This is a genomic window from Tardiphaga sp. vice154, from assembly GCF_007018645.1.
Lineage (GTDB): Bacteria > Pseudomonadota > Alphaproteobacteria > Rhizobiales > Xanthobacteraceae > Tardiphaga.
The window spans coordinates 3359240-3386197 of the sequence record NZ_CP041399.1 but is presented as its reverse complement, the minus strand read 5'-3'; the positions used below and the strand labels follow the sequence as shown (position 1 = coordinate 3386197).

23 protein-coding genes and 1 tRNA gene are annotated in these 26958 nt (G+C 64.5%); 12 read left to right on the top strand and 12 right to left on the bottom strand.

Annotated features, from left to right (window positions below; translation table 11 throughout):
- Window positions 1-21 precede the first annotated feature (21 nt).
- From FIU28_RS15785 to FIU28_RS15740, 9 genes are all read right to left on the bottom strand, one after another.
- Entirely contained in the window at window positions 22-456 is a 435-nt protein-coding gene (locus tag FIU28_RS15785; RefSeq protein WP_143574177.1) for a DUF983 domain-containing protein, read from the bottom strand.
- A complete protein-coding gene (gene rnr, locus FIU28_RS15780; protein WP_143574176.1) occupies window positions 453-2879 on the bottom strand; it encodes a ribonuclease R in 2427 nt (808 codons plus the stop codon). Before rnr ends, FIU28_RS15785 begins: the two co-directional genes overlap by 4 nt.
- A 2-nt stretch (window positions 2880-2881) precedes the next feature.
- Window positions 2882-5677, bottom strand: a complete 2796-nt coding sequence (gene topA / locus FIU28_RS15775) for a type I DNA topoisomerase (RefSeq protein ID WP_143574175.1) — start codon at window positions 5675-5677, stop codon at window positions 2882-2884.
- Window positions 5678-6128: 451 nt separating this feature from the next.
- Window positions 6129-7247, bottom strand: coding sequence for a DNA-processing protein DprA (gene dprA / locus FIU28_RS15765; protein WP_143574173.1), 1119 nt, complete (start codon window positions 7245-7247; stop codon window positions 6129-6131).
- 98 nt (window positions 7248-7345) lie between these two features.
- The gene (locus tag FIU28_RS15760; RefSeq protein WP_143574172.1) at window positions 7346-7918 is read right to left on the bottom strand and encodes a pyridoxamine 5'-phosphate oxidase family protein; all 573 of its coding nucleotides are present in this window, start codon (window positions 7916-7918) and stop codon (window positions 7346-7348) included.
- A 75-nt stretch (window positions 7919-7993) separates the two neighbouring features.
- Window positions 7994-8629, bottom strand: a complete 636-nt coding sequence (locus tag FIU28_RS15755) for an SOUL family heme-binding protein (protein ID WP_143574171.1) — start codon at window positions 8627-8629, stop codon at window positions 7994-7996.
- A 110-nt stretch (window positions 8630-8739) separates the two neighbouring features.
- Window positions 8740-9330 carry a glycerol-3-phosphate 1-O-acyltransferase PlsY gene (gene plsY, locus FIU28_RS15750; protein WP_143574170.1) on the bottom strand — a complete coding sequence of 197 codons (591 nt, stop codon included), beginning with the start codon at window positions 9328-9330 and terminating at the stop codon, window positions 8740-8742.
- Between the two features lie 6 nt (window positions 9331-9336).
- Complete coding sequence (locus tag FIU28_RS15745; protein WP_143576221.1) at window positions 9337-10638, bottom strand: dihydroorotase; 1302 nt, start codon at window positions 10636-10638, stop codon at window positions 9337-9339.
- Between the two features lie 4 nt (window positions 10639-10642).
- Window positions 10643-11596, bottom strand: a complete 954-nt coding sequence (locus FIU28_RS15740; RefSeq protein WP_143574169.1) for an aspartate carbamoyltransferase catalytic subunit — start codon at window positions 11594-11596, stop codon at window positions 10643-10645.
- Between the two features lie 164 nt (window positions 11597-11760).
- Between FIU28_RS15740 and FIU28_RS15735 the strand changes: the two genes are divergently transcribed.
- Window positions 11761-13401 (top strand): acyl-CoA dehydrogenase family protein, encoded by a 1641-nt coding sequence (locus FIU28_RS15735; RefSeq protein ID WP_143574168.1) that lies wholly within the window; start codon window positions 11761-11763, stop codon window positions 13399-13401.
- Entirely contained in the window at window positions 13398-14171 is a 774-nt protein-coding gene (locus FIU28_RS15730) for a CPBP family intramembrane glutamic endopeptidase (protein ID WP_143574167.1), read from the top strand. The genes FIU28_RS15735 and FIU28_RS15730 overlap by 4 nt, the downstream gene beginning before the upstream one ends.
- A gap of 138 nt (window positions 14172-14309) precedes the next feature.
- Here the strand turns inward: FIU28_RS15730 and ruvX are convergent, their stop codons facing one another.
- Window positions 14310-14801, bottom strand: coding sequence for a Holliday junction resolvase RuvX (gene ruvX, locus FIU28_RS15725; RefSeq protein ID WP_143574166.1), 492 nt, complete (start codon window positions 14799-14801; stop codon window positions 14310-14312).
- Between the two features lie 43 nt (window positions 14802-14844).
- On the opposite strand from ruvX, the gene FIU28_RS15720 reads away from it, so the two are divergent.
- From FIU28_RS15720 to FIU28_RS15680, 9 genes are all read left to right on the top strand, one after another.
- Window positions 14845-15072, top strand: a complete 228-nt coding sequence (locus tag FIU28_RS15720; RefSeq protein WP_143576220.1) for a hypothetical protein — start codon at window positions 14845-14847, stop codon at window positions 15070-15072.
- 85 nt (window positions 15073-15157) lie between these two features.
- Window positions 15158-16234 carry an NAD(P)H-dependent flavin oxidoreductase gene (locus FIU28_RS15715; RefSeq protein WP_143576219.1) on the top strand — a complete coding sequence of 359 codons (1077 nt, stop codon included), beginning with the start codon at window positions 15158-15160 and terminating at the stop codon, window positions 16232-16234.
- Between the two features lie 73 nt (window positions 16235-16307).
- Complete coding sequence (gene gatC / locus FIU28_RS15710) at window positions 16308-16595, top strand: Asp-tRNA(Asn)/Glu-tRNA(Gln) amidotransferase subunit GatC (RefSeq protein ID WP_143574165.1); 288 nt, start codon at window positions 16308-16310, stop codon at window positions 16593-16595.
- A gap of 15 nt (window positions 16596-16610) precedes the next feature.
- Window positions 16611-16829: a hypothetical protein gene (locus FIU28_RS15705; protein ID WP_143574164.1), complete on the top strand. Its 219-nt coding sequence runs from the start codon at window positions 16611-16613 to the stop codon at window positions 16827-16829.
- The gene (gene gatA / locus FIU28_RS15700) at window positions 16830-18305 is read left to right on the top strand and encodes an Asp-tRNA(Asn)/Glu-tRNA(Gln) amidotransferase subunit GatA (protein WP_143574163.1); all 1476 of its coding nucleotides are present in this window, start codon (window positions 16830-16832) and stop codon (window positions 18303-18305) included. It begins immediately after the preceding gene.
- A gap of 82 nt (window positions 18306-18387) precedes the next feature.
- Window positions 18388-19485 carry a histidine kinase dimerization/phosphoacceptor domain -containing protein gene (locus FIU28_RS15695; protein ID WP_143574162.1) on the top strand — a complete coding sequence of 366 codons (1098 nt, stop codon included), beginning with the start codon at window positions 18388-18390 and terminating at the stop codon, window positions 19483-19485.
- 193 nt (window positions 19486-19678) lie between these two features.
- A complete protein-coding gene (locus tag FIU28_RS15690; RefSeq protein WP_143574161.1) occupies window positions 19679-21067 on the top strand; it encodes a patatin-like phospholipase family protein in 1389 nt (462 codons plus the stop codon).
- Between the two features lie 60 nt (window positions 21068-21127).
- A complete protein-coding gene (gatB, locus tag FIU28_RS15685; protein WP_143574160.1) occupies window positions 21128-22612 on the top strand; it encodes an Asp-tRNA(Asn)/Glu-tRNA(Gln) amidotransferase subunit GatB in 1485 nt (494 codons plus the stop codon).
- A gap of 1382 nt (window positions 22613-23994) precedes the next feature.
- Entirely contained in the window at window positions 23995-24264 is a 270-nt protein-coding gene (locus FIU28_RS15680) for a hypothetical protein (RefSeq protein WP_143574159.1), read from the top strand.
- Between the two features lie 5 nt (window positions 24265-24269).
- On the opposite strand, the gene FIU28_RS15675 is transcribed toward FIU28_RS15680, so the two are convergent.
- On the bottom strand, window positions 24270-24533 hold the full coding sequence (locus FIU28_RS15675; protein WP_143574158.1) for a hypothetical protein: 264 nt from the start codon (window positions 24531-24533) through the stop codon (window positions 24270-24272).
- A gap of 182 nt (window positions 24534-24715) precedes the next feature.
- Window positions 24716-24807, bottom strand: a tRNA-Ser gene (locus FIU28_RS15670).
- 586 nt (window positions 24808-25393) lie between these two features.
- Here FIU28_RS15670 and FIU28_RS15665 point away from each other — a divergent pair.
- Complete coding sequence (locus FIU28_RS15665) at window positions 25394-26854, top strand: porin (RefSeq protein ID WP_143574157.1); 1461 nt, start codon at window positions 25394-25396, stop codon at window positions 26852-26854.
- Window positions 26855-26958: the final 104 nt, after the last annotated feature.

Sequence of the window (26958 nt, the reverse complement as noted above, 5' to 3'; positions counted from 1 at the left end):
CTAAACAGGACGGCCAGCGTATCAGTCGTGGTCGCCGTCGCCAAATCCGTGCATGCGGAACGCCCATTGCAGGCCGACCACCGCGCCCTTGACGGGTTGCAACAAAGCAAGCGACGCGATCAGCGTGAATGGCAGGTAGATGGATAGTTGCAGCCAGATCGCCGGCGAATAGTCGGTCTCGATCCACAGGATCACCGGTACCAAGAGGTGGCCGACGATCACGATGACGAGATAGGCCGGCAGGTCGTCGGCGCGGTGCGCGGAAAAATCCTGCGCGCAGACCGAGCAGTGATCGTCGACTTTCAGGAAGGCGCGAAACAGTTTGCCTTCGCCGCAGTTCGGGCAGCGGCCGATCAAGCCGCGCTTCATTGCGGTCCACACGTTGCGCTTGGCACTGGGGTCCAGCGCGGAGGTCCAGGTTTTTTCTGGCAAGGTTTTTGTCGGTGAATCGTTCATGACGACTTCCTCTTCTTCGTGGGCTTGCCGGCATTTGCTGGGCCGGTGGTGCTGGCACCCCCATTGCCGGCTTCGGCCTTGGCCTTCAATCGGGCATTTCGTCCAAGCTTGATCTTCTTCGGCGGCTTGGCCGGCTTGGATGAGGGGCCCTTCGAAGTTCCCTTTGTCGACTTGCCGCCCGGAGCCCGGCCAATACCGGCTGACCGATCTCCTTCGGACTTGCGGCGGGGGCCTTTGCGCTCAACGCGGCCTTCCGAAAGTAGTTCAAATCGCAAAGCGCCGGCCACCGGCGCCGCTTCCACCAGGCGGACATCGACGACGTCCCCGAGCCGGTGCATAGCGCCGCTGCGCGTGCCGACCAGCGCGTGGCGCGCCTCGTCATAGTTAAAATATTCGGTGCCGAGCGTGCGGATCGGGATCAGGCCGTCGGCGCCGGTATCGGAGAGCTTCACGAACAGCCCGGCGCGGGTGACGCCGGAGATGCGGCCCTGGAAGGTCGCGCCGATACGGTCGGCGAGGAAGTGCGCGATCAGTCGGTCCGAGGTTTCGCGCTCGGCCTTCATGGCGCGGCGTTCGGTGACGGAAATCTGCGCGGCGACTTCCGCCAGCGTCTCCGGCGTCTCGGTGTCCGGCAATTCGCCTTCGCCGAGGCCGAGGCCGCGGATCAGCGCGCGATGCACGATAAGATCTGCGTATCGCCTGATAGGAGAAGTGAAATGAGCGTAGCGGCGCAGGTTGAGGCCGAAGTGTCCGTAGTTGTCGGAGGAGTATTCGGCCTGCGCCTGCGAGCGCAGCACGACTTCGTTCACCAGCGGTTCGGAATCGTGGCCCTTGACCTTGGCCAGCACGCCGTTGAACAGCGACGGCCGCAGCGCACCCTGCTTGGCGAACGGCAGGTCGAGCGTCTTGAGGAATTCCTGCAGGTTGTGAACCTTCTCCTGCGAGGGCTCGTCATGCACGCGGTAGATCAGCGGCAGCGCTTTCTTTTCCAGCATCTCGGCCGCAGCGACGTTGGCCAGGATCATGAACTCTTCGATGAGTTTATGCGCGTCCATGCGTTCCGGCACGATAACGCGATCGACGGTACCGTCGGGCTTCAAGAGGATCTTGCGTTCGGGGATGTCGAGGTCGAGCGGATCGCGTTCGTCGCGCGCCAGTTTTACCACGGCGTAAGCGGCGTACAGCGGCTTCAGGATCTGCTCGAGAATGGGGCCGGTGGTGTCGTCGGGATGGCCGTCGATCGCCGCCTGCGCCTGCGCGTAGCTCAGCTTGGCGGCCGAGCGCATCAGGATGCGGTGGAAGGTATGCGAGCGTTTGCGGCCATCAGGGCCGATCACCATGCGCACCGCGAGCGCGCCGCGCGCTTCGCCGGGCACCAGCGAACACAGGTTGTTGGAGATCCGCTCCGGCAGCATCGGCACGACGCGGTCGGGGAAATAAACCGAGTTGCCGCGCGTCAGCGCGTCGCGGTCGAGCGCCGAACCCGGCCGCACGTAGAACGCGACATCGGCGATCGCCACGGTGACGATCCAGCCACCGTCGTGGTCGGGATCGGGCTCGGCATAGACCGCGTCGTCATGGTCCTTGGCGTCCGGCGGATCGATCGTGATCAGCGGCACGGCGCGCCAGTCCTCACGGCCGGAAAGTGTAGCAGGCTCGGCCGCTTCGGACTCGGTGATCGCGGCGGCGGAGAATTCTTGCGGGATTTCGTGGCTGTGGATCGCAATCAGGCTGACGGCCTTTTCGGTCGATAGCGAGCCGAGCCGCTCCTTCACCTTGCCGGAGGCCAGGCCATAGCCGCGGGTATGGATCAGGTCGACGCTGACCAGGTCGCCGTCTTCGGCGCCGTTGCGGTCGCGCTCGGCAATGTTGAGCTCGCCGCGGCCGGCCTGCTTCTTGTCGACCGGGATCAGCCGGCCGCCGCCGCCCGGCAGCTCGCGGAAAATGCCGAGCAAGCGTGCCTTGGCCTTGTCGACGACCTTGATGACCCGGCCGCGATAGGCGGTGGCGTCGCCTTCCGCCTCGATCTGCTCGATGCGCAGCATGGCGCGATCGCCGACGCCGGCCGCGGTGCCGGGCAGGGGACGGCGCGGGGTGTGGATGCGGATCTTTGGCGTCGCGCCCTGGGTGGCCTCGTCCCACTCGGTCGGCGTCGCCAGCAACTCGCCGTCGCGGTCTCGCGTGACAATATCGACCAGCATGGTCGGCGGCAGCACCGCCGCCTCGTGCACCCGTCGTCCCTGCTTGGCAATCACGCCTTGCTCGGCGAGCTCGCGCAGAATCTGTTTCAGCTCGATGCGGGCGGCATTCTTCAGGCCGAATTCCCGCGCGATCTCGCGGGTGCCGATCTTGCCGGGGTTGGTACGAACGAACGCGACGATCGCATCCCGGGTTGGAAAGCCGTTATCCCGTTTCTTGCTCACAATTATCCGTTCTTGCTGGCGCTTTTCTTCGCAGCAGGTTTTGCGACCTTCTTGGCCGGCGAGGTTTTCGCCGTCACCGGCGCGCGCGCCGGACTGGCGGCCGCGCTTTCGGCCTTCGGCTTGGCAGCCGCTTTCTTGGCAACGGCCTTCTTGGCCGTGGCCTTCTTCTTCGGTGCCGCCTTCTTGGCAGGCTTGGCATCCGCGTCGTCAGACTTTGCCGCGGCCTTCTTGGCCGGTGCTTTCTTGGCGACGGCCTTCTTGGCGGCGCGCTTCGGCTTCTTGCCGCCGCCCTTGGCGGCGCGCTCGTCGATCAGCGCGATGGCTTCTTCCAGCGTGATGGTCTCCTGCGTCTTGTCGCTGGGGATCGTCGCGTTGACGCCGCCGGCGGTGACATAGGCGCCGTAGCGCCCGCCCTTGACGGCCACGCCGCCGAGCGTCGGATGCTCGCCGAGCGGCTTGCCGGGATCGGCGCCGAACTTGCGACCGCTCGGACCCTTCAGGATCTTCTCGGCAATCAGCGTCACGGCGCGGTTGAGCCCGATGTCGAACACTTCGTCGCCGGCTTCCAGGCTGGCATAGGTTTTTTCATGGCGCACGAACGGCCCGAAGCGGCCGAGGCCTGCGGTGATCGGCTCGCCGGTCTCCGGGTGCTTGCCGACTTCACGCGGCAGTGACAGCAGTTTCAGCGCGAGATCGAGTTCGACATCGCTTGGCGACGTATCCTTCGGAATCCCGGCGCGCTTCGGCTTCTCGCCCTCGGCGTAGTCCTTGACGTCGCCGAGCTGGATATAGGGTCCGAACCGGCCGGCCTTCACGGCGACGTCGCGATCGGTCAGCGGGTCCTTGCCGAGAATACGGTCGGCCGTCGCGCCGGAATCCGCCGCGAGCGGGCGGGTGTAGCGGCACTCCGGGTAATTCGAGCAGCCGACGAAGGCGCCGAACTTGCCGGCCTTGAGATTCAATTTGCCGGTGCCGCAGGTCGGGCACTGGCGCGGATCGCCGCCGTCTTCGCGCGGCGCATAGATGTGCGGCCCGAGCATGTCGTCGAGCGCGTCCAGCACCTGGGTGACGCGCAGGTCCTTGATCTCGTTGACCGCGCCGATGAAGTCGGTCCAGAAGTCGCGCAGCACCTCTTGCCAGGAGATCTCGTTGTTGGAGATGCGGTCGAGGTTCTCTTCCAGCGCCGCCGTGAAGTCGTACTCCACGTAGCGCGCGAAGAAGTTCTCCAGGAAGGCGACGACGACGCGGCCCTTGTCCTCGCCGTAGAGGCGCTTCTTCTCGAGCCGGACGTAGCCGCGGTCCTTCAGTACCTGCAGGATCGACGCATAGGTCGAGGGCCGGCCGATCGAAAGCTCTTCCATCCGCTTCACCAGGGACGCTTCCGAGAAGCGCGGTGGCGGTTCGGTGAAGTGCTGGGTTACGGCGAGATTCTCTTTCTTCAGCGTCTCGCCTTCGCTCATGGCGGGCAGGCGGCGCGAATCCTCGTCGTCGGTGTCGTCGTCCTTACCTTCCTGGTAGACCGCGAGAAAGCCGTCGAACTTCACCACCTGGCCGGTGGCGCGCAATTCCAGCACGCGGGCGCCGGCCTTGGCGGAGATGTCCACCGTGGTGCGCTCCATCTCGGCGGATTCCATCTGGCTGGCGATGGTGCGGACCCAGATCAGCTCATAGAGCCGCGACTGGTCGTTATCGAGACGGCCGCGCAACGAGGCGGGGCGGCGCGACAGATCTGTCGGGCGGATCGCTTCATGCGCCTCCTGGGCGTTCTTGGCCTTGGTCGAGTATTGCCGCGCGACGTCGGGAACGTATTTCTTACCGTAGTCTTCGCCGATCACTTCGCGGGCCTGGATGATCGCCGAGCCGTCGATCTGCACGCCGTCGGTTCGCATATAGGTGATGAGACCGGTGGTCTCGCCGCCGATGTCGATGCCTTCATAGAGCCGCTGCGCGATCCGCATGGTGTGCGCCGGCGCGAAGCCGAGCTTGCGGCTGGCTTCCTGCTGCAGCGTCGAGGTCGTGAACGGCGCCTGCGGATTGCGGCGTGCGGGCTTGGCTTCGACGGTGGTCACTTCGAATTTGGCGGCGTCGATCGCCTTGCGGAAATCCTCGGCTTCCTCGCCGGTGCCGATGTCGAGCCGCTGGATCTTCTTGCCGTCGGCGCCGATCAGGCGCGCTTCAAAGCTCTCGCCGCGCGGCGTCGCCAGCGTGGTGACCAGCGACCAGTATTCGCGGGGCACGAACTTTTCGATTTCGAGTTCGCGGTCGCATACCAGCCGCAGCGCGACCGACTGCACGCGGCCGGCGGAGCGTGCGCCGGGCAGTTTCCGCCACAGCACCGGAGACAGCGTGAAGCCGACCAGATAGTCCAGCGCGCGGCGCGCCATGTAGGCGTCGACCAGCGCGCCATCGATCTGGCGCGGGTTCTTCATCGCTTCCGTCACCGCCTGCTTGGTGATGGCGTTGAACACGACGCGCTCGATCTTGTGGTCCTTGATCGCACGCTTCTCTTTCAGCACTTCGAGCACGTGCCAGGAGATTGCCTCGCCTTCGCGGTCCGGGTCGGTCGCGAGGATCAGTTTGTCGGCGCCCTTGAGCGCCTTGGCGATGTCATTAAGGCGGCCGGCAGCCTTGGGATCGACCTCCCAGATCATCTGGAAATTGGCATCCGGATCGACCGATCCGTTCTTGGCAGGAAGGTCGCGCACATGGCCGAACGACGCCAGCACCTCGTAGTCAGGCCCGAGATACTTGTTGATCGTCTTGGCTTTGGAGGGCGACTCGACAATGACGATATTCATGTCATTCCAATAGCTTAAGGGAGAAAGACGGGCCGGGATCGCGAGAGTCGCGGCGGCCGTTTCGCGGCGAACATGGGTGTGAAGGGGGTCTGTGTCAAATTTTGTGTTGGAACTCGGGCGCAGCAATGCAACCGAACCTATCTCAAAAGTTGTTATATGCATCCAATGGTTGCATTTTCGACAGGAGTTGGATTAGGCTTTTCATCGGCCGTTCGCGACCGCTCGGGAAGGACATGCAATGCCGTCACCATCCGGAAACGATGCTTCGCACCGCCGCGGGCCGTCCGGGGACGGTGGCCCGGAGGAGGCAGCGCTCTATATAAAGAGTACCATCGTGGATCTGTCGCAGATGGCGCGGCGACACGGCCACGACATGCTCGGCTATCTGCTCGACATGGCGGTGATGGAAGCCGACGAGGTCGCGCGGGATCGCTTCAAAGGGTAGCGAGGTTCAGATCATCGACACCAGCCCGCCGCCGTGGCGCTCCAGCCTGCCGGCCAGTTCAAGCTCCAGCAGCACGGTCCGCACGATCGCGGGCGAGGCGCTGCTGAGCCGGATCAGGTCGTCGATGCCGACCGGGCTTGGGCCGAGCAGGGCGACGATCCGCGCGCGGTCGCTATGGTCGGGCTCGTCGAACGACGCGATCTCTTCCGGCTCGCGGCCGGGCAGTTCGACCGGGCGATCCATGATCGGTGTGACCGCGTTGATGACATCCGCGGCCTCGGTGACCAGGGCGGCGCCCTGCTTGATCAGGTCATTGGTGCCGGCGGCGCGCGGGTCGAGCGGCGAGCCCGGCACGGCGAACACCTCGCGACCCTGTTCGGCAGCGATCCGGGCGGTGATCAGCGATCCCGACCGGTGCGCCGCCTCGATCACCACGACGCCGAGCGAGACCCCGGAGATTAGCCGGTTGCGGCGCGGAAAATCCCGCGCCCGCGGCACATGGCCCATCGGCATTTCCGAGATCGCGCCGCCCTTTTCGAGCAGCGCATAGAGCAGGTCCTCGTGCTCCGGCGGATAGATCCTGTCGTGGCCGCCGGCCAGCACCGCCAGCGTGCCGGAGCGGAGGCTGGCGCGGTGCGCCGCCTGGTCGATGCCGCGGGCGAGGCCGGAGGCAATGACGAAGCCGGCGTCGCCGAGATCATGCGCGAGCCTTTCGGCGAATTTCAGCCCGGCGCCGGAGGCGTTGCGCGAGCCGACGATGGCGATCATCGGCCGCATCGCGGCTTCAAGGCGACCGCGCACGCCGAGTAACGGCGGCGCGTCGTCTATCCCGGCCAACCGCGGCGGATAGCCGGCCTCGCCGGGCGCCAACAGCGAAACGCCGAATTTTCGCGAAGCGGCCAGCTCTCGCTTGGCATCGTCCTCGCCAAAAATCCGGCCGGGCCGGGCGGCACCGCCGCGCCGTGCCAGATCGGGCAGACGCTCAAGCGCCGCACGCGCGCTGCCGAAATGATTGACCAGCGACCGGAAGGTGCGCGGCCCGACATTGTCACTGCGGATCAACCGCAACCAGTCGATCCGCTGGGCGTCGGAGAGATGAATGGTGGTGGGTTGGTTGTTGTCCACGCGGCCCCCTGCGGGACAGCATCGCGCAACTTAAAAGTGCGCGCAACCATTTCGGCTCGCCATGGCGAGGGGTTTCACGGCTTCGACGGCAGGCTTCTTTACGGCTCGCCGGCCGAAGTCGTCTCGAAAAGTCCGGTCGGAAAACCGTCGAGACTGACCTGGTTCTTCTCCCGCCAATAGGCTTCGATCCCGTCGACGCCCTTGGCCCTGGCCCAGGCATCCATCTGGGTGCGTTCCTCCTGGTATTCGAACAGCGGCACGCCGTAGCCGCAGGAGGTCTGCACCAGATCGAAATCGAGGCGGACCATCTGGCGGGCACCAAGCGGCACATCACCCTTGAACTGTTCCTGCAAAAGGCTGCCGAATTCATCGCTGTCGCGGTGAATGACGCGCCCCTTGCCAAACAGCCGCATGATCAGCGGCGGGCCGGCGACGGCGCAGAACATGATCGTCAGGCGGTCGCTGATCCGTAGATGGGCGGCGGTTTCGTTGCCGCTGCCGCTGCGGTCGAGATACATCGCGGCATTGTCGCCCAGAACCCGGAACATGTCGGTGCTGCGAGGCGACATGTTGACATGTCCGGTCGGCGCCGCCGACGCGGTGAAGAACATGTGTTGGGCCGCAATGAAGCGATGGTGATGCGGTTCGAGAGTCGGAAAAAATTTGGCCATGACCGATCATAGGAACAGCTCCGCGAGCTGCCAAGATCGGCATTGCAAAGAGTTTGTGACAGGCTCGGCGTAGAATTACGGACCAGGCTTGCGGACCGCCACGGCGGCTTCGTTGCGACGCAGGAAGGGGAGTGTGAACGGCGCGTCGTAGTTCAGCGCATAGGTGTCCCCGACGGGCCGCCATTGCGAGGTTTTCAGGAGCTCAAGCAACTCCGCCTGCCGCTCGGCGAAATCGCGGCCCGAGCCGGAGAACCGCAAGGCGGCGATGGTTTCGGCCGGCACGGTTATGATCTGTACCCGCTGATCGGCCGGCGCCGGCGCGGTCTGCAGCGTGTAGATCGCCGGAAGAAAGAACTGCATCTGCACGGCGCCACTGGTTTCCGCGGCCTGTACCGGCGTCGTCATGGCAAGTCGGCTGGGCCGCACGTCGACCGGCGTGGTCATGGCAATCCGGTCTGCCGCTCCGCCGGCGCCTGCGTTTGCACCGGCAATATAGTTGAACAACAATTGAAACGCTTCGCTGCGCCCGGCATTGCCGGGCCTGGCGACCACCGCTTGCGCCGTCAGGCGCGGACCGTAGCTGCGGATTTCGACGCGGTCGCCGATCCGCTCGATCACCTCAAAGCGCGGCTCCTCGTACAGCCGGATGCCGAACACGCCGAGCGCGGACTCGATCGCCAAGGTCGCGTAATAGCTGAAGGCCTGCCACATACTGCAATCTCCACCGCGCGACATGCGCGATCGTGCCTCGGCGCTTGTTGATTCAAGGTGGGAGCGGGGTCGACGATGGTCAAGCGGCTTCGCCTGGTGCGGTCGCGCGGCTAGGTCTTCGCGCCGATCTTGCCTTCGGTGCCGGCCTGCAGCCGCTTGATGTTTTCGCGGTGCATGAACCAGAGCAGGGCGGTCAAAATCGTCGTCAGCACGGCGAGTTGAGGTGCCTTGGCCCACCACAGGAAGATCGGCGTGATGACGCTGGCGGTGAGGGCCGCGAAGGACGAGTAGCGCGAGGCGAAGGCGGAGGCGAGCCACGCCATGCAGAAGATCAGCGCGGCCGGCCAGAACAGGCCGAGCATGATGCCGATATAGACCGCCACGCCCTTGCCGCCCTTGAAGCCGAGCCAGACCGGGAAGAGGTGGCCGAGGAACGCGAACAGCCCGGCGACCATCGCCGCGTCCGGGCCGCCGACATTGCCGGCGATGATCACCGCTACGGTGCCCTTCAATGCATCGAGCAGCAGCGTCGCCGCGGCCAGCCCCTTGCGGCCGGTGCGCAGCACATTGGTGGCGCCGATATTGCCGGAGCCGATGGTGCGGATGTCCTGCGTGCCGGCAAGCTTGGTCAGCACGAGCCCGAACGGGATCGAGCCGAGGAAATAGCCGAGCGCTGCGGCAAAAACATAAACGACAATCATTGCGACCTACACATGTTCATACACCGTGCGTCCGCCGACAATCGTACGCGCGACGCGACCGGTAAAGCGGGCCTCGTCGAACGGCGTGTTCTTGCTGTGCGACTTCAGGTCGGCGGGATCCAGCACCCACGGCACGTCGGCGTCAATCACAATGACGTCGGCAACGGCGCCGGGGCGCAGCGTGCCGCCGGGCAGTCCGAGCAGTTCGGCCGGCCGCGTCGACATCGCCCGGATCAGCGTGGTGAAATCCAGTTCGCCGCTGTGGATCAGCCGCAGCCCGGCCGACAGCATGGTCTCGAGTCCGATCGCGCCGGGGGCTGCTTCGGCGAACGGCAGCCGCTTGGTCTCGACGTCCTGCGGATTGTGGTCGGACATGATGACGTCGATCAGGCCGGAGGCGACCGCGGCGACCAGCGCCTGGCGGTCGTCCTCGGTGCGCAGGGGCGGCGACAGTTTGAGGTAGGAGCGATACGGCCCGATATCGATCTCGTTCAGCGTGAGATGGTTGATCGAGGCCGAGGCGCTGACGCGCAGGCCAGCGTCGCGGGCGCGCTGCAGCACCTCGATGGATTCGATGCAGGTGAGGGACGCCGCATGATAGCGGCCACCGGTCAGCGCGACCAGCCGCATGTCCCTCTCCAGCATCATCGCTTCGGCCGCGTTGGGAATGCCGATCAGGCCGAGCCGCGAGGCACGCTCACCCTCGTTCATCACGCCTTCGCCGACCAGATCGGGATCCTCGGTGTGATGCACGATCAGCGCATCGAAGTCGCGCGCGTAAGTGAGTGCGCGGCGCATCAGCTGCGCATTGGTGATGCTCTTGTCGCCATCGGTGAAGGCGACGGCGCCGGCGGCCTTCAACAGGCCGATCTCGGTCATTTCTTTTCCGGCCATGCCCTTGGTCAGCGCGGCCATCGGATGGATGTTGACGATCGCGGTGTCGCGGGCGCGGCGCAGCACGAAGTCGACCGTCGCGGAATTATCGATCACCGGCGAGGTATCGGGCTGACAGATGATGGTGGTGATGCCGCCGGCGGCGGCGGCGCGGCTGGCGGAGGCGAAGGTCTCGCGGTGGCTGGCGCCGGGCTCGCCGACGAAGGCGCGCATGTCGACCAGGCCGGGCGCCACGATCATGCCGGCACAATTGACGATGTCGGTGCCCTCCGGCACGCCGGCTGCGCCGATGCCGCGGCGGGCATCGCGGATCACGCCATCGGCGATCAGCACGTCGCCGATACCGTCCATCTTGCGCGACGGATCGATCAGGCGGGCATTGGCGAGCAGGATAGGGCGGCGGTCGGTCAGCATGATGTCACGCATTCGGGAGGTTGCGCGCGAGCGCTTCAAGCACGGCCATGCGGACGGCGACGCCCATCTCGACCTGCTCGCGGATCAGCGACTGCGCGCCGTCGGCGACGATGGAGTCGATCTCGACGCCGCGGTTCATCGGGCCGGGATGCATCACCAGCGCATCCGGCTTGGCATAGGCCAGCTTCTTCTGGTCGAGGCCGTAATACTGGAAGTACTCGGCGGTGGAGGGCACGAACGAACCGTTCATGCGCTCGCGCTGCAGCCGCAGCATCATCACGATGTCGGCGCCTTCCAGCCCTTCGCGCATGTCGCGAAACACCTCGACGCCCATGCGCTCGATGCCCGGCGGCAGCAACGTAGAGGGCGCCACCACGCGGACGCGGGCACCCATCCGGTTCAGCAGCAGGATGTCGGAGCGGGCGACGCGCGAATGCAGCACGTCGCCGCAGATCGCGACGATCAAGCCCTCGATGCGGCCCTTGTTGCGGCGGATTGTCAGCCCGTCCAGCAGCGCCTGGGTCGGATGCTCATGCGCGCCGTCGCCGGCATTGATGACGGAGCCATCGACCTTGCGCGCCAGCAGTTCGACCGCGCCGGAGGCGTGGTGGCGCATCACCAGGATGTCGGGATGCATGGCGTTCAGCGTCATCGCGGTGTCGATCAGCGTCTCGCCCTTCTTGATGGAGGACGATGACACCGACATGTTCATGACGTCGGCGCCGAGCCGCTTGCCGGCCAGCTCGAACGACGACTGCGTGCGGGTCGAATTCTCGAAGAACAGATTGACCTGGGTTCGACCGCGCAACGAGGTGCGCTTCTTGTCGACCTGGCGGTTCAGCTCGACATATTCCTCGGACAGATCGAGGAGGCCGGTGATGTCCGCGGCGGAAAGGCCCTCGATGCCCAGCAAATGCCGGTGAGCGAGGACGAAACTGGATTTCGGTGCAAGGGTCATTAAAACGAAAGCTATAGGCAGAGTCCAAAACCGGGGCAAGCGCCAAACGGCCGGTTCCGAATTATCCCCCGGTCTGTCAGCGGTCCTGACGCTTCGGATGATCGCGTGAATTCGTGGCGAATCTTGCGTAAAAGCGAGCATATCGCTGCAGCCGGGAATGTTTCATGAACCACGCCACCACCCCTGAGGCGCTGAACCAGTCGCCGCCCTATGAGGATGTCGATCTGTTCGCCTCCGACCGGCCGCTGGTCGAGGCGGTGGCCTTCAACGAGGCGTCGTCGGCCTATGTCGATCATTCGAACTTCGGCCAGTTGTTCGGCTCTGCCGCGATGGCGGAAACCGCCCGGCTGGCCAACGAAAACACGCCGAAGCTGAATACCCATGATGCCCGCGGCAACCGCCGCGACGAGGTCGAGTTTCATCCGGCCTATCACGAGCTGATGGCGCACTCGGTCGCGGCCGGGCTGCACAACTCGACCTGGGGAAAGACGGGCGCGCCCGCCGGCAAGGCCTCGGAAGTGTCGCGAGCAGCCAAATTGTTCATGGCTGCGCAAGTCGAGACCGGGCATCTCTGCCCGCTGACCATGACGCGCGCGTCCGTCGCGGCATTGGCGTCGCAGCCCGACCTGCTGGCGCAGGTGATGCCGGTGCTCTCCAGCCGCAGCTACGATCCGTCGTTTGCGCCGTGGTCGGGCAAGACCGGCATGACGCTCGGCATGGGCATGACGGAGAAGCAGGGCGGTACCGACGTCCGCAGCAACATCACATCCGCCACGCGCGACGGCGACGCCTATCTGATCCGCGGCCACAAATGGTTCATGTCGGCGCCGATGTGCGACGCCTTCCTGGTGCTGGCGCAGGCCGAGGAGGGGCTGTCGTGCTTCTTCATGCCGCGCTTCCGGCCGGATGGCTCGGTCAACGCGCTGCAGTTCCAGCGGCTGAAGGACAAGCTCGGCAATCGCTCCAATGCGTCCTCCGAAGTCGAGTTCAACGACGCCTATGCGCTCCGCGTCGGCGACGAGGGCCGGGGCATCCGCACCATCATCCAGATGGTGCAGCTGACACGGCAGGATTGCGCGGTCGCCTCCGCCGGGCTGATGCGCTCCGGCCTGGTGCATGCGCTGCATCATGCGCGTCACCGCAGCGTGTTTCAGAAGCATCTGGCCGACCAGCCGCTGATGCAGAGCGTACTCGCCGACATGGCGCTGCAGGTCGAGGCCTCGACCGCTCTGGTGATGCGGTTGTGCCGCTCTTTCGACCTCGCGCCCGAACTTCCAGCGGAAGCGGCGTACATGCGGCTGATGACGCCGGCGATCAAATACTGGGTCTGCAAGAGCGCACCGGGCTTCCTCTATGAAGCGATGGAGTGCATGGGCGGCAACGGCTATGTCGAGGAAGGCATTCTGGCACGACACTATCGGGAAGCTCCGGTCAACGCGATCTGGGAGGGCTCCGGCAATGTGATGTGCCTCGACGTGCTGCGCGCGCTGTCGCATGACGGCGAGGCGGCCACCGCCGTGCTGCAGGAACTGGTCGACGAGACGCGGGGCATGCCGGGCGCCGGAGAATCCGCGGCGTTCGTGATCGGCTGCCTGCTGCGGCCGGACAGCGAGCGCGTGGCGCGGCAGGCGGTGGAAACACTGGCGGTGCTCGCCGCCGCGGCGGCGCTGAACATCGTCAATCCCACCCATGCCGAATTGTTCGCGAAGACCCGGCTCGGCGGTTCGCGCCACGCGATGCTTGGCACCGCCGAGCTCTCCGAGGCGCAGAGCCGGACGTTGCTCGACCGCGCTTTGCCGCAATGAGTTCGCAGGATATTCCGGCGGAGCTTGCGCCACCCGACCTGTCGAAGCCGCCGCGGATCTGGAAGTTCTGGGGCACCAGCCTGTGGGGCCTGTTTGCTTTCGCCGCGCTGTTTCTCGGCCAGGTCACGGTGGTGCTGTATCTCGTCCTGATGAAGGACGCGCCGTTCGACCTCACGCTGCTGACGCGCACGCTGTCGAGCGGCACGGCGATCGCGCTTTCGGTGATCATGGGACTGCCGGCGGTATGCGCCGCGCTGTGGCTGGCGACACGGCTGGCGCGGATGCGGTTCGCGGCCTATCTCGCGCTTGATGGCACCTCGTGGAAGAATTTTGCTGTCGGCGCGCTCGGCCTGATCCTGCTGGTCGGATTGTGGGAGCTGATCTCGCGCGCAATGGGCCGCGATTCCTCGCCGGGCTTCATGATGGACGTGCTGAAATCGGCCCGCGCCGATGGCGCGCTGTGGCTCCTGGTGCTCGCCTTCTGCGTGGCCGCGCCGATGACGGAAGAGTTCTTCGTCCGCGGTTTTCTCTATCGCGGCTGGTCGGAATCGTTCTTGCGGCCGTGGGGCGCCATCGCGCTGTCGTCGCTGGTGTGGACCGCGATGCACCTGCAGTACGACTGGTTCTTCTTCTGCGAAATTTTCACCATCGGCCTGTGGCTCGGCTGGCTGCGCTATCGCTACAACTCGACGTGGCTGACGGTTTTCGTGCACGGCCTGAATAATCTTGCGGCGACGGTGCAGACGTTGTGGATCGCGACGTATTCGTGAGATGAGGGGACCACCTTCCCATCCCCGTCATTGCGAGGACCCCTTGCGACGAAGCAATCCGGTTCTTTCGGCGCGTGCGGTTTTCTGGATTGCCGCGTCGCTTCGCTCCTCGCAATGACGGGGAGGGGCCGGTGTGGCTCAGCGAATGTCCGGCGAGCGCGCCAGCGTAGCGAGACGATCCAGCGCGCCCTGCAGGATGAAGATTGCGGCGTGCTCGTCGATAACCTTGGCGCGCTTGGCGCGGCTGACGTCGTTGGCGATCAACTCGCGCTCCACCGCCGAGGTTGACAGCCGCTCGTCCCAGAAGGCGATCGGCAGCTCGGTCAGTCTCGAAAAATTGCGCGCGAAGGCGCGGGTCGATTGCGCGCGCGGACCTTCCGAGCCGTCCATGTTGATCGGCAGGCCGAGCACGAAGCCCGCGATATTGCGCTCATCGGCAAGCTTGACCAGCCGGGCTGCGTCGGCCGTGAACGCCTTGCGCTCGACGGTCTCGACGCCGGTGGCCAGCCGGCGGTCGGGGTCCGACACCGCGACGCCGATGGTCTTGGTGCCGAGATCTAGGCCGATCAGCGCCCCGCGCGCCGGCAAGTGCGCGGCGGCGTCGATCAATGGTAGGATGAGTGCAGGCATGCGCCCGCATAGCATGCGGCCGCGCAAAAAGGAAAATCCCGGCATGGACGCCCTGACGCTATTCGGATTGTTTGCCGTCACGGCCATGCTGGTCTGCTACGCGCTGGAGGCGCGCAGCCCGTGGTACGTGCTGGCCTTTGCCGGAGCGTGCGGCCTCGGCTCGCTGTATGGATTTTTGCAGGGCGCCTGGCCGTTCGGGCTGGTGGAAGCGATCTGGGCCGGCGTTGCGCTGCGCAAATGGCTGCTGATCAGGCCACGGCAAATCGCATAGCCCGGCTCTTGCGATTGTGGTACGCAGCAACCGGCCGGGCAATGATGCCCGCGCCGATCCCCGACATCATTGAATGAGCGCACCTATGTGGCCGAACCGCAGGTTGATCGAGCTGTTGAAGATCGAGTTTCCCATCGTGCAGGCGCCGATGATCGGCCCGGTCGATACCGACATGGTGATCGCGGTGGCTGAGGGCGGCGGGTTGGGGTCGCTGCCTTGTGCGGCCGTTTCGGTCGAAAAGGCCCGCGAGCAAATCGGCATCATCCGGCAGCGCGTGTCGGCACCGCTCAACATGAACTTCTTCTGCCACACCGGCGTCGAGCCAGACGCTGCCCGCGAAGCCGGCTGGCGGCAGCGGCTGTCGGCCTACTTCAGCGAACTCGGCCTGCCGCAGGATGCGCCGAGCAACGTCGCCAACCGCGCGCCGTTCGGCGAGGAGATGTGCGCGCTCGTCGAGGAGCTGAGGCCCGAAGTGGTCAGCTTCCATTTCGGCCTGCCGGCGCCGGCCTTGCTCGCGCGCGTCAAGGCGGCGGGCTGTCTTGTGATGTCGTCGGCGACCATCGTGCGCGAGGCCGTCTGGCTCGAGCAGAACGGCGCGGACGTCATCATCGCGCAGGGAGCGGAAGCGGGCGGCCATCGCGGCATGTTCCTGACGCAGGACATCACCACGCAGCCCGGCCTCTTCGCGCTGCTGCCGCAGGTGGTGGACGCAGTGAAGGTGCCCGTGATCGCCGCCGGCGGGATCGCCGACGGCCGCGGCATCGCGGCGGCGTTCGCGCTGGGCGCCGCCGGCGTGCAGCTTGGCACCGCTTTTTTGCGCACGCCGGAGTCCAAGGTCAGCGGACCGGCCCGTGCGGCGCTGGCCGAATCGGCCGATGACGGCACCGTGATTACCAACGTCATGACCGGGCGGCCGGCGCGCGGCGTCATCAACCGGGTGATGCGCGAGGTCGGGCCGATCTCGCCGGACGCGCCGGCGTTTCCGCACGCCGCGGTGGCGCTGGGGCCGCTGAAAACCGCCGCCGAGAAGCTGGGCCGCACCGATTTCACCAATCTGTGGGCCGGGCAGGCGGTGCACATGGGTACCGAATGGCCCGCAGCCGAACTGACCCGGGCGCTGGCGGCCTCGGCGCTGGCGCGGATGGAGCAGCTCGCCGGCTGATCCGCGCCCGCGGTTGCGGCGCGAAACCTCCGTCTGCTATACGGCGGGCTGAAATCCGCCCGAGGCTCCCCATATGTCCGTCGATGCCGCCACCGTTCGCCGTATCGCGCAGCTTGCGCGGATCGCGGTCACTGACGCCGAGGTTCCCCATCTGCAGGGCGAGCTCAACGCCATGCTGGCCTTCGTCGAGCAGCTGCAGGAAGTGAATGTCGACGGCGTCGAGCCGATGACATCGGTGATGCCGATGGAGATGAAGAAGCGCCTGGACGTGGTCAATGACGGCGAGATCGTCGACAAGGTGACGGCGAACGCGCCGGACGAGCAGGACCATTTCTTCCTCGTCCCCAAAGTCGTCGAATAACAGCGGGACCATCGCATGTGCATGCTTTGCGACGATGAAAAGTCCTACCAGCTCTACATGGACTATCTCGATGCCCTCGAGAAGCAGGGCAAGATTGTCGATGTCGACCAGGCGATGGACGCCGTGCTCGACCAGCTCGAGGCCGCCGACAAGGCGAACGAAAAACTCCGCCGCGACGCGCCGGAAAACGACAAGACGCTCTCTCCGTTCTTCTGCAGCCCGGTCAATAAATAGATGACTAATCTTACGTCGCTGACGCTCGCGGAGGCCCGTGACGGCCTCGCGAAAAAATCCTTCACGTCGATTGAGCTGACCGACGCGCATATCGTGGCGGTCGAGAACGCGCGCGTGCTGAACGCCTATGTGCTGGAGACGCCGGTGCATGCCCGCGCGATGGCCGCGGCGGCCGACGCCAGCATCGCCAAGGGCGAGGCGGGGCCGCTGGCCGGCATTCCGCTGGGCATCAAGGACCTGTTTGCGACCAAGGATGTCCGCACCACCGCGTGTTCGAAAATCCTCGGCAATTTCATTCCGCCCTATGAATCCACCGTCACCTCGCAGCTCTGGCGCGACGGCGCGGTGATGCTCGGCAAGCTCAACAATGACGAGTTCGCGATGGGCTCGGCCAACGAGACCTCGGCCTTCGGCCCGGTGGTCAATCCGTGGCGCCGCGAAGGCTCCGACGTCCAACTGGTTCCCGGCGGCTCGTCGGGCGGTTCGGCCTCCGCCGTGGCGGCCGGCCTGTGCCTTGGCGCGACCGCGACCGACACTGGCGGCTCGATCCGTCAGCCTGCGGCCTTCACCGGCACGGTGGGGATCAAGCCGACCTATGGCCGTTGCTCGCGCTGGGGCGTCGTGGCATTTGCGTCGTCGCTCGATCAGGCCGGGCCGATCACGCGCACGGTGCGCGACGCCGCGATCCTGCTGCGCTCGATGGCCGGCCACGATCCCAAGGATTCCACCTCGGTGGATCGCGCGGTGCCGGATTATGAAGCTGCGGTCGGCCGCTCGGTTAAGGGCATGAAGATCGGGATCCCCCGCGAGTACCGGCTCGACGGGATGCCGGCGGAAATCGAGAAGCTCTGGAAGGATGGCGCCGCGCAGCTCAAGGCTGCCGGTGCGGAACTGGTCGATGTGTCGCTGCCGCACACCAAATACGCGCTGCCGGCCTATTACATCGTGGCGCCCGCCGAGGCCTCGTCGAACCTGGCGCGCTATGACGGCGTTCGCTATGGCCTGCGGGTGCCCGGCCGCACGCTCGGCGACATGTATGAAAATACCCGCGCCGAAGGCTTTGGCGCCGAAGTCCGCCGCCGCATCATGATCGGCACCTATGTTCTCTCGGCCGGCTATTACGACGCCTATTATCTGCGCGCGCAAAAGGTCCGCACGCTGATCAAGAAGGATTTCGAAGAGTGCTTCGCGTCAGGTATTCACGCGATCCTGACTCCGGCGACGCCGTCCGCGGCGTTCGGGATCGGCGAGAAGGGCGGCGCCGATCCGATCGAAATGTATCTCAACGACATTTTCACGGTGACGGTGAACATGGCCGGGCTGCCCGGCATCGCGGTTCCCGCCGGTCGCGACGCGCAGGGTCTGCCGCTAGGGCTGCAACTGATCGGCCGGCCGTTCGACGAAGAGACGCTGTTCTCGCTCGGCGAAACCATCGAGCAGGCCGCCGGTCGCTTCACGCCGCCGAAATGGTGGTGAAGGTTCGGACCAAGTGTTGCTGCTTTGACATTGCGTTTCGATCGGCGTTTGGTCATGGTTTATCCATGAGAGTGGACATCGTATGAGCGCCGACGACGGACAGCCGTCCTCCCAGCAGGTCGATCAGATTCTGGGGTCGTCAAAGATTGCGCTGGCGATCGAGAGCGATCGCTACAAGCATCTGCTTGACCATGTGCCGGTGGCGATCGCGATTTCCCGCGGGGCCGGCAATCAGCAGCACATTGTCTATGCCAACAAGGCGTTCGAACTCCAGATGTCGATGATGGCTGGCGATGTCGAGGGCCAGGGCTGGACCTGTCTCGATGGTTTCGTGAACGAAGACGATTCGACCAAGACGCTCGGCGAGGCGATCCGCGACGGCGAGGATTTTATCGGCGTGTTCCGGCCGTCCGGGCCGGTGGATCGCCTGGTCATCGTGCAGGCCTATGCCTCGGTGATCGAGAGCGAGAACGGCGTGGAAAACTTCCGCATTGCCGCTCTGGTCGATGTCGGCGGTCGCGAGCGTGCGCAGATCGAGCAGTTCGAGAACCAGATCCGCGACCGCGACATGCTGATGCGCGAGTTGCAGCACCGCGTGAAGAACAATCTGCAACTGATTACCGCGCTGGTGCGCCTCGAGGCGCGCTCGGCGGCGGAGGGTGAGGCGGTGGCGCTGGCGCGGCTCGCCAGCCGGATCGACGCGCTGACCGTGCTGTACCGGGCGCTGTCGGCTGAAGACGCCACTGCGGATATCGATCTCGGCCAGTACCTTGCCGACGTCGCGCGCGCAGTGATGGCGGCCAATGCGCCTGAGGGGATCGAGATCGACCTGCAGGTCGGCTTTTGTCCGATGTCGATCAACATCGCCATGCCCGCCGGTCTCCTGGTCAACGAGATGCTGACCAACGCCCTGAAATATGCATTCGTCGGCCGCGCCGGCGGGCAGATCAAACTGATCTGCAAGCTCGAGGGCGGTCACGTCACCGTCGTGGTGTCGGATGACGGCGTCGGTCTCGGCGAGGACCAGGAATGGCCGTCGCCGCGCAAGCTCGGCGCGCTGATCCTGCAGACGCTGAAAGAAAATGCGCCGAACGTGAAGTTCAACGTCGCGAGCATGCGCGGGCAAGGCACCTGGTTCACGCTGGTATTCGATGCCGCGCCGGGCACGCAGCCGAACTAATCGTGATCAGGTGCGTTAGCCTTCCAATAACCATGATCCGGACGCATATGCGGTTTCCACGCCATTTGCATCAAATGGCAATTGTTTTCCCTGAGATCTGTTGAGAGCTTTCCGAACGTCCGGGCGTCGCTGGCCTGGCCGATCCGGTTAGTCTGCGGACATTGTCGGCTGAAGGCGCGAGAGCGAAAAATTGATGAGCAGGTTGGGGTCTCTCGGGGTCGTCGTTGCGACCGCCGCTTTGCTGCTCGGCTGTGCTTCGGTGCACAACATTCCGATCAACGTGCCGCTCGGCGTCGAGGGCGTCGCGGAGAACATAAGACCGACGGTCGAGGACGCCGCAGCTGCGGACGACCTGCTGATCGGTCTGGCGTTCTCCGGCGGCGGTACCCGCGCGGCGGCGTTTTCGTTCGGCGTGTTGCAGGAGATGGAGAGCACGCCGATGCCGCGCGCATCGGACAAGATGCTCGACCGCATCGATTTCGTTTCCGGCGTCTCCGGCGGTTCGGTGACCGCCGCCTATTTCGGCCTGAAGAAGCGCGACGCGCTGGCCGATTTCCGCGAAAAATTCCTGCTGCAGAATGCGGAAGAGGGCCTGCAGACCGAACTGTCGCTCGACACCATCGGCCGCGCCTTCGGCGGTGGCATCAACGACTCCAAGGCGTTCACTAAATGGCTCGACGCCCATCTGTTCAAGAACGCGACCTTCGGTGAATTCCGCAGCGCCGGCTCGCCGCGGGTGTGGATCAACGCTTCCGACATCTACAACCACGTGCCGTTCGTGTTCGACACCACGGCGTTCTCCTCGATTTGCAGCGATCTCACCAAGTATCCGCTGTCGAGCGCGGTCGCGGCTTCTGCCGCCGTGCCGATCGCCTTTGCGCCGGCGGTGGTGAAAGCCTTCCCCGGCACCTGCGCCGACCCGCTGCCGCCGTGGATCGAGAAGGCCGCAGCCAACCGCAACTCGTCGCCGATGCTGTCCTCCTATGCCAAGGCCGTGTTGCGCTACCGTGACGGGGCGGTGCCCTACATCAAGCTGATGGACGGCGGGCTGGTCGACAATTACGGCATCTCCGGCTTCACCATCATCCGGGAATCCTCCGACAATCCCTATGCGCCGCTGACCGCCGCGCAGGCGGTCAAGGTGCGCCGCGCCATGTTCCTGGTGATCGACGCCAAGGCCGGTATTTCCGGCAACTGGGTCAACACCGTGGAGGGCCCGACCGGCGTCGACATGCTGAAGGCCGCGGTGGACACCACGATGGATGCCAGCGTCGGCGCCAGCTATTCGGCGTTCGACCGCACCATGAAGGACTGGCAGGCGGCGATGATCAAATGGCGCTGCGGCCTGTCCGGCGCGGAGCGAGCGCGGCTGGGGGCAAGGCCCGGCTGGAATTGCAAGGACCTCAACTTCTTCATCGGTCGCCTCGGCTTCGACCAGCTCGACACCACGCGCGCCGCCGCCCTCGAAGCGGTGCCGACCCGCTTCCAGTTGCCGCCGCAGCAGGTCGACGACGTCATCGCCGCCGGCCGCGAGACGCTGCGCATCAGCCCGATCTTCCAGGCGTTCGCCCGCGGGCTGTGAGGCCAAGTATAATGCCGCAGGGGGTTTTCCCGGAACTGCTGCCGGAGTAAAAGCGCGCTCATGAACGCACCTGTCAAACCGTCGAAACTCATCAAGGGCGCCACCGGCGACTGGGAAATCGTGATCGGGCTGGAAGTCCACGCCCAGGTCACTTCCAACGCCAAGCTGTTCTCCGGGGCCTCCACCGAATTCGGCGGCGCGCCGAACAGTCATGTCTCGCTGGTCGATGCGGCGATGCCGGGCATGCTGCCGGTCATCAACGAGGCCTGCGTGGCACAGGCGGTGCGCACCGGGCTCGGGCTGAAGGCGCAGATCAACCGGCGCTCGACCTTTGACCGCAAGAATTACTTCTATCCCGACCTGCCGCAGGGCTACCAGATTAGCCAGTACAAATCGCCGATCGTCGGCGAGGGCGAGGTCGTGGTCGAATTGGCCGATGGCGACAGCATCACGGTGGGCATCGAGCGGCTGCATCTGGAGCAGGACGCCGGCAAGCTGCTGCACGATCAGAGCCCGACGATGACCTATGTCGACCTCAACCGCTCCGGCGTGGCCTTGATGGAGATCGTATCCAAGCCCGACATGCGCTCGGCCGAGCAGGCCCAGGCCTATGTGGCCAAGCTGCGCACCATCCTGCGCTATCTCGGCACCTGCGATGGCGACATGGAGAAGGGCAGCCTGCGCGCCGACGTCAACGTTTCCGTCCGCAAGCCGGGCGCCGCATACGGCACCCGCTGCGAGATCAAAAACGTCAATTCGATCCGCTTCATCGGCCAGGCCGTCGACGTCGAGGCACGGCGCCAGATCGGCGTGCTGGAAGATGGCGGCACGATCGACCAGGAGACGCGGCTCTACGACCCCAACAAGGGCGAGACCCGCTCGATGCGCTCCAAGGAAGAGGCACACGACTACCGCTATTTCCCGGATCCCGATTTGCTGCCGCTGGAGTTCAGCGAGGACTATGTCGCGGCCTTGAAGGCCGATCTGCCGGAATTGCCGGACGAGAAGAAGGCGCGCTTCATCTCCGCGTTCGGCCTGTCGCCCTACGACGCGGCGGTGCTGGTATCGGAGCGCGAGAGCGCCGACTTCTTCGAAGCGGTGCTGGGTGGCCTCGGTGACAAGGCCCGCGACGGCAAGCTCGCGGCCAACTGGGTGATCAACGAACTGTTCGGCCGTCTCAACAAGGAAGGCCAGGACATCGCGTCGTCGCCCGTGAAGGCGAACCAGATCGCCGCGATCGTCGATCTGATCGGCCAGGGAGTGATCTCCGGCAAGATCGCCAAGGACCTGTTCGAGATCGTCTGGACGGAAGGCGGCGACCCGCGCGCGCTGGTCGAGGCGCGTGGCATGAAGCAGGTCACCGACATGGGGGCGATCGAGAAGGTCGTCGACGAGATCATGGCCGCCAATCCGGACAAGGTGGCGCAGGCCCAGGCCAAGCCGGCCCTGATGGGCTGGTTCGTCGGGCAGGTGATGAAGTCTTCCGGCGGGAAGGCCAATCCGCAGGCGGTCAACGACCTCCTGAAGTCCAAGCTCGGCATCTAGACCGGCCGCAACGACGACGCCGGCGCCATGTGCGCGGCGTCGTTTTGCGTTTTGCGCCGTGCGCCGTCGTAACGACGGCGCGGCCGATTACCACCATCAATCCGGCAGTACCTGCCGAATCAGCCCTCGGCGATTCGGGAAAAAGTGCGGTTGTGTCGGGATGCGTTAAGGGGCTAACGCGATTTTCTCGAAAATTAATTCGTTGCCAAAAATCGCGACTCAGAGTCCGCAACGTGTGTCGGCTTCGACATGGAGAGACTCGCGATCGACAGTCGTTTGTATAGTTTTCTGATATCAAGAATTAAAAATATCTGTGTGGCACAGTCATTTCCTGCAATCTTGACAAACGCCGACGTCGGGTTTTCGGGTGTTTCCGGCGATCGCGAAAGCGCGATAATGCGAGTTATGACTGAGCGCGTGGGGCTTCTGCGACTTTGCGTCATCAACACTTCCTTAAGCGGGACGCTGTTTTTTTGAATTTGTTGGTGTATTCGGAATGTAGTGCATTTCGATTCCCGGATGCACGCAGCGATCAAGTCATCTCACACCAGTCGGAGACGATCATGGCCAAGAAAGCTAAGGCGAAGAAGGCAGTGAAGAAGGCGACGAAGCCCGCCGTGAAGAAGACCGCGAAGAAGACCAAGAAGGTCGCGAAGAAGAAGTAACTTCTGCTTCCCAAAGACTGCCGGCGCTGCCGGCGACGTCACACCGGCCTCGTTGAAGTCTGCTTCTCGAAGCGGATTACGAAGTGCAGGCCAGTTGACGAAGGAGGGTGTCGGCGAGACATCAGGTCAACGGCTGGACCGTACTTCAGGGCAGGGCGTGCCTTCCCGATCGGTCCCGCAAGAACGCAGTATTCGTATTGGTGTTCTGTTCGGTGTGGACCCTTGGTCCGCGGTTTCATCGGCGATCGTCCCATGAGGCCTGATCCTGACGTGTTGCCGACGCCCTCGTCTTTCCGCCGGCGCGGTTGATCCCCCGGCCTGTCTGAATTTCCCGCCGCGCCCCGCTATCCCCGAATGATATGGCCAGTGCTGCACGGGTCCTTGTCCGGCGATACTTCCCCCGACATCAATTCGCCAGCCGTGTAGGCACGTCCAGCGTCTCCCTGGATCGATGGTTACGGCATCGCCAAGCAGCAAGGTGAACCGAATCCGCAGCATCGTCCGAAAGCCCTGGTTTTACAGGCTTTCCCGGCGATGACGCCGTCGCGCCCGCGACCGCCTTCAGCTTTCGTTCATCGCGATGCTTAAACTGCTCTTCAAATTTTCCGGGTCATAGTGGTCTCAACAAGCCGGCAAACGGCGGTTGGGATTGCGTCGAAAAACGGACAGGGGCCGCGCTCGGATCAGGGCGGCAAGAGCAAGAAACAAGGAAGAACGATGTTTCAGGGCCAGATCGATTTCGCTGCCGCCACGCCGGTCGAAACCTCAGCCATTCAGGACGTGCTGTTCGAGCGCGGGCTTTACTGGGCCAGCGGACGTTCCGGCTTCGTCGATCTGATCGCGGCGCACAAATGGTTCAACCTCGCCGCCCTCAAGGGCCGCGCCGATGCCATCGAGATGCGCCGGGAAGTCGCTTTGACGATGTCCGACGTTGAGATCGCAACGGCGCAGCGCGATGCACGCGCCTGGATGGCCGGCAATAACTGATCTGGTTACTTGGACGGCGTGACCGACGACACGTCGTCCTTGTCGAACACCGACTTGCATCCGTCGCTCAGGCTGTCTCTCTGCCTGCACATGCAGGCCGTCACCAGTTCGACATTCGGAATTTCAGAGCTGCACAGCCGGAATGCATCACCGGTGCAGAGCCGACGCTTTTCGGCGTAAACGCTTTCGGCGGAAGCGGGCACGGCTATCAACGCGGCGACAAGGGCGAGCCAGCCTATCGTTCGGACGTGCGAGGGATGCATCTGCATGGGGCGCTCCGTCGGTGCACTGCCGCAACCTTGCGACATATGACTAACCCGGTGCGCGCCTGCTTGGTTCCCGAAGCCGGCTTTGCGCCGGTCGCGCGGCATCATGCCTTCGACAAAAACCAGCCGGCGGCCTTCAACGGGATTGAGCGCCGAGCAGTATTGCGAATGTTGCACAGAAAGTGTGGCGGAGCCGGAGGGATTCGAACCCTCGATACCCGGTAAAAGGTATGCCGCTTTAGCAAAGCGGTGCCTTCAGCCACTCGGCCACAGCTCCAACCCGCTCGATATGCCCGACGCGAGAGCGCGCCGCAAGCGCCAGTTCGCAACTGTCGACATTCTGTCGGTGATATCCGGCAATCGCGCGCTTAGCCGCCGCGGCTCACCCCCGTCCTGTGCAACCGGGCCACCTGCGGAATCCGCCGCGAATCGCTCGCCATCACCGTGGAAATAGTCGCCTTATTTGAAGGGCGGGTGCTTCTCGCAATTGCACGCATGGCGGGCTGTCCGCCGCGGGCTCACGGAACATTTAAATACCAGCGCATAAACAACGGCTTATGGGCGTGGCCCGATCACTGCTTAGTGTGATTTGAGCAACACCGCCAAGCAAACGGCCGAAACCCGGCCGCATTGCGGCAGTCTGTCGTTGCGAAGCGGGGGCAGTTAGGAGATGTTCACGGTGCGACGTAGGGGGGCATCCCGAGGTCGTCCCGTAAGGGCGGTTCGTTCTGAGTTGGGTTCGCCGAGCGGCGGGCATGTTCAGAGGCTTGAAGCGCCTTGCGGGTTGTCAGGGACAAAGGGGCTAGTCTTCAGGGTGAAACACCCGGTGGCGGAACCTTCCCTCAAGCAACTTGGAGGTTTACATGAAGACGATTAAAGCCCTGATTTTGGGCTCGGCTGCGAGCTTGCTCGCAATGGGCGGCGCTCAGGCCGCCGATCTTCCCGTGAAGGTCAAGGCAGTTGAATACGTCAAGGTCTGCTCGCTCTATGGCGCAGGCTTCTACTACATCCCCGGCACGGACACCTGCTTGAAGATCGGCGGCTTCATCCGCATCGATACCAGCTTCAACTCGTCGGGCACCTACGCGGTTCCGTTCTTCCAGGGCGCTGGTCTCACCAACCTGCGTAACAAGGACTACTTCCAGGGCCGCGCGCGCGCCAACCTGAACATGGACACCCGCACCGCGACCGAATACGGCGTCGTCCGCACCTTCGTGAACACCCAGTTCCAGTGGTCGGATGCTTCCGACGGCATCGCCGGCGGCAACAACGAAGTCGACTTCGCCTTCATCCAGTTCGCCGGTTTCACCATCGGTAAGGCCGTGTCGCAGTTCGAGACCCAGTGGGTTCTCTCGCGCCCGACGCAGTCGTCGGGCGTCACCGGTGGTTCGGACACCACGACCGGTATCCCGCAGCTCGCCTACACCGCTTCGTTCGGCAACGGCTTCTCGGCCACGATCTCGGCTGAAACCCCGCGTCCCTACCGCGTCGCCGGCATCTATGACGGCAACGACGCGATCGGCGTCCCCGGCATCACCGCCTACGCCAACTCCAACGCCGGCCAGCAGATTCCCGACTTCGTCGGCAATTTGCGTCTCGACCAGGCCTGGGGTTCGCTGCACTTCGCTGGCGCCGTGCACCAGGTTTCGGCTTCCTATAACGGCCTTGCTGGTACCGCGACCGGCGAGAACACCGGTCATCCCGATGACAAGTTCGGCTACGCTCTGATCGCCGGTATCGAGATCAAGAACCTGCCGACCGGCGTTGGCGACAGCATCAAGGCTGACGTCACCTACGCGAACGGTGCAAGCCGTTATGTGTTCGGTGGTACGTCCAACACCAGCGGCACCGGCTACGGCATCTTCAACGGCAACGGTGCGGCCTTCGGCCAGTACATGGATGCCGTGTTCGCCAGCCCGGGTGGCGCTGTCCCCGCCGCCGACCTGCAGCTGTCGACAGACTTCGGCGCTCGTATCTTCTTCGAGCACTACTGGAACCCGGCATGGCGCACCTCGCTGTACGGCGTTTACGCCCGCCACGAGAACACCGCTACGGGTAACGCCATCCTGCTGCAGCGTTACAATGCGACCTTCGCTGGTGGCATCACCGGCGATGCAAACTTCTCGATCTATCAGGTTGGTTCGCGCACCTCCTGGACCCCCGTCAAGAACCTGACGTTCTCGGCTGAAGTCCAGTACGCCTGGATGGATACCGGTCTGTCGGGCACCATTACCCCGACCGGCTTCACCAACCGCACGAACCCTGTGGTTCTCGGCAGCCAGGGCACCCTGGTTGGCTCGGTTCAGGCCCTCCGCTCCTTCTAATCTGATCGTCTAACGACGGTTGAGTTGGATACGAAAACCCCCGGCAGGAAACTGCCGGGGGTTTTTGCTTGTGGAGATGAGGAGTGGGGCGGATTAGGCGCAGC

Excerpts from the sequence above, each read along its gene's own strand:
- FIU28_RS15785 (WP_143574177.1), bottom strand. The coding sequence starts at position 456 with ATGAACGATTCACCGACAAAAACCTTGCCAGAAAAAACCTGGACCTCC.
- topA (WP_143574175.1), bottom strand. The coding sequence starts at position 5,677 with ATGAATATCGTCATTGTCGAGTCGCCCTCCAAAGCCAAGACGATCAAC.
- FIU28_RS15760 (WP_143574172.1), bottom strand. The coding sequence starts at position 7,918 with ATGGCCAAATTTTTTCCGACTCTCGAACCGCATCACCATCGCTTCATT.
- FIU28_RS15755 (WP_143574171.1), bottom strand. The coding sequence starts at position 8,629 with ATGTGGCAGGCCTTCAGCTATTACGCGACCTTGGCGATCGAGTCCGCG.
- plsY (WP_143574170.1), bottom strand. The coding sequence starts at position 9,330 with ATGATTGTCGTTTATGTTTTTGCCGCAGCGCTCGGCTATTTCCTCGGC.
- FIU28_RS15745 (WP_143576221.1), bottom strand. The coding sequence starts at position 10,638 with ATGCTGACCGACCGCCGCCCTATCCTGCTCGCCAATGCCCGCCTGATC.
- FIU28_RS15740 (WP_143574169.1), bottom strand. The coding sequence starts at position 11,596 with ATGACCCTTGCACCGAAATCCAGTTTCGTCCTCGCTCACCGGCATTTG.
- FIU28_RS15735 (WP_143574168.1), top strand. The coding sequence starts at position 11,761 with ATGAACCACGCCACCACCCCTGAGGCGCTGAACCAGTCGCCGCCCTAT.
- FIU28_RS15730 (WP_143574167.1), top strand. The coding sequence starts at position 13,398 with ATGAGTTCGCAGGATATTCCGGCGGAGCTTGCGCCACCCGACCTGTCG.
- ruvX (WP_143574166.1), bottom strand. The coding sequence starts at position 14,801 with ATGCCTGCACTCATCCTACCATTGATCGACGCCGCCGCGCACTTGCCG.
- FIU28_RS15720 (WP_143576220.1), top strand. The coding sequence starts at position 14,845 with ATGGACGCCCTGACGCTATTCGGATTGTTTGCCGTCACGGCCATGCTG.
- FIU28_RS15715 (WP_143576219.1), top strand. The coding sequence starts at position 15,158 with ATGTGGCCGAACCGCAGGTTGATCGAGCTGTTGAAGATCGAGTTTCCC.
- gatC (WP_143574165.1), top strand. The coding sequence starts at position 16,308 with ATGTCCGTCGATGCCGCCACCGTTCGCCGTATCGCGCAGCTTGCGCGG.
- FIU28_RS15705 (WP_143574164.1), top strand. The coding sequence starts at position 16,611 with ATGTGCATGCTTTGCGACGATGAAAAGTCCTACCAGCTCTACATGGAC.
- gatA (WP_143574163.1), top strand. The coding sequence starts at position 16,830 with ATGACTAATCTTACGTCGCTGACGCTCGCGGAGGCCCGTGACGGCCTC.
- FIU28_RS15695 (WP_143574162.1), top strand. The coding sequence starts at position 18,388 with ATGAGCGCCGACGACGGACAGCCGTCCTCCCAGCAGGTCGATCAGATT.
- FIU28_RS15690 (WP_143574161.1), top strand. The coding sequence starts at position 19,679 with ATGAGCAGGTTGGGGTCTCTCGGGGTCGTCGTTGCGACCGCCGCTTTG.
- gatB (WP_143574160.1), top strand. The coding sequence starts at position 21,128 with ATGAACGCACCTGTCAAACCGTCGAAACTCATCAAGGGCGCCACCGGC.
- FIU28_RS15680 (WP_143574159.1), top strand. The coding sequence starts at position 23,995 with ATGTTTCAGGGCCAGATCGATTTCGCTGCCGCCACGCCGGTCGAAACC.
- FIU28_RS15675 (WP_143574158.1), bottom strand. The coding sequence starts at position 24,533 with ATGCAGATGCATCCCTCGCACGTCCGAACGATAGGCTGGCTCGCCCTT.
- FIU28_RS15665 (WP_143574157.1), top strand. The coding sequence starts at position 25,394 with ATGAAGACGATTAAAGCCCTGATTTTGGGCTCGGCTGCGAGCTTGCTC.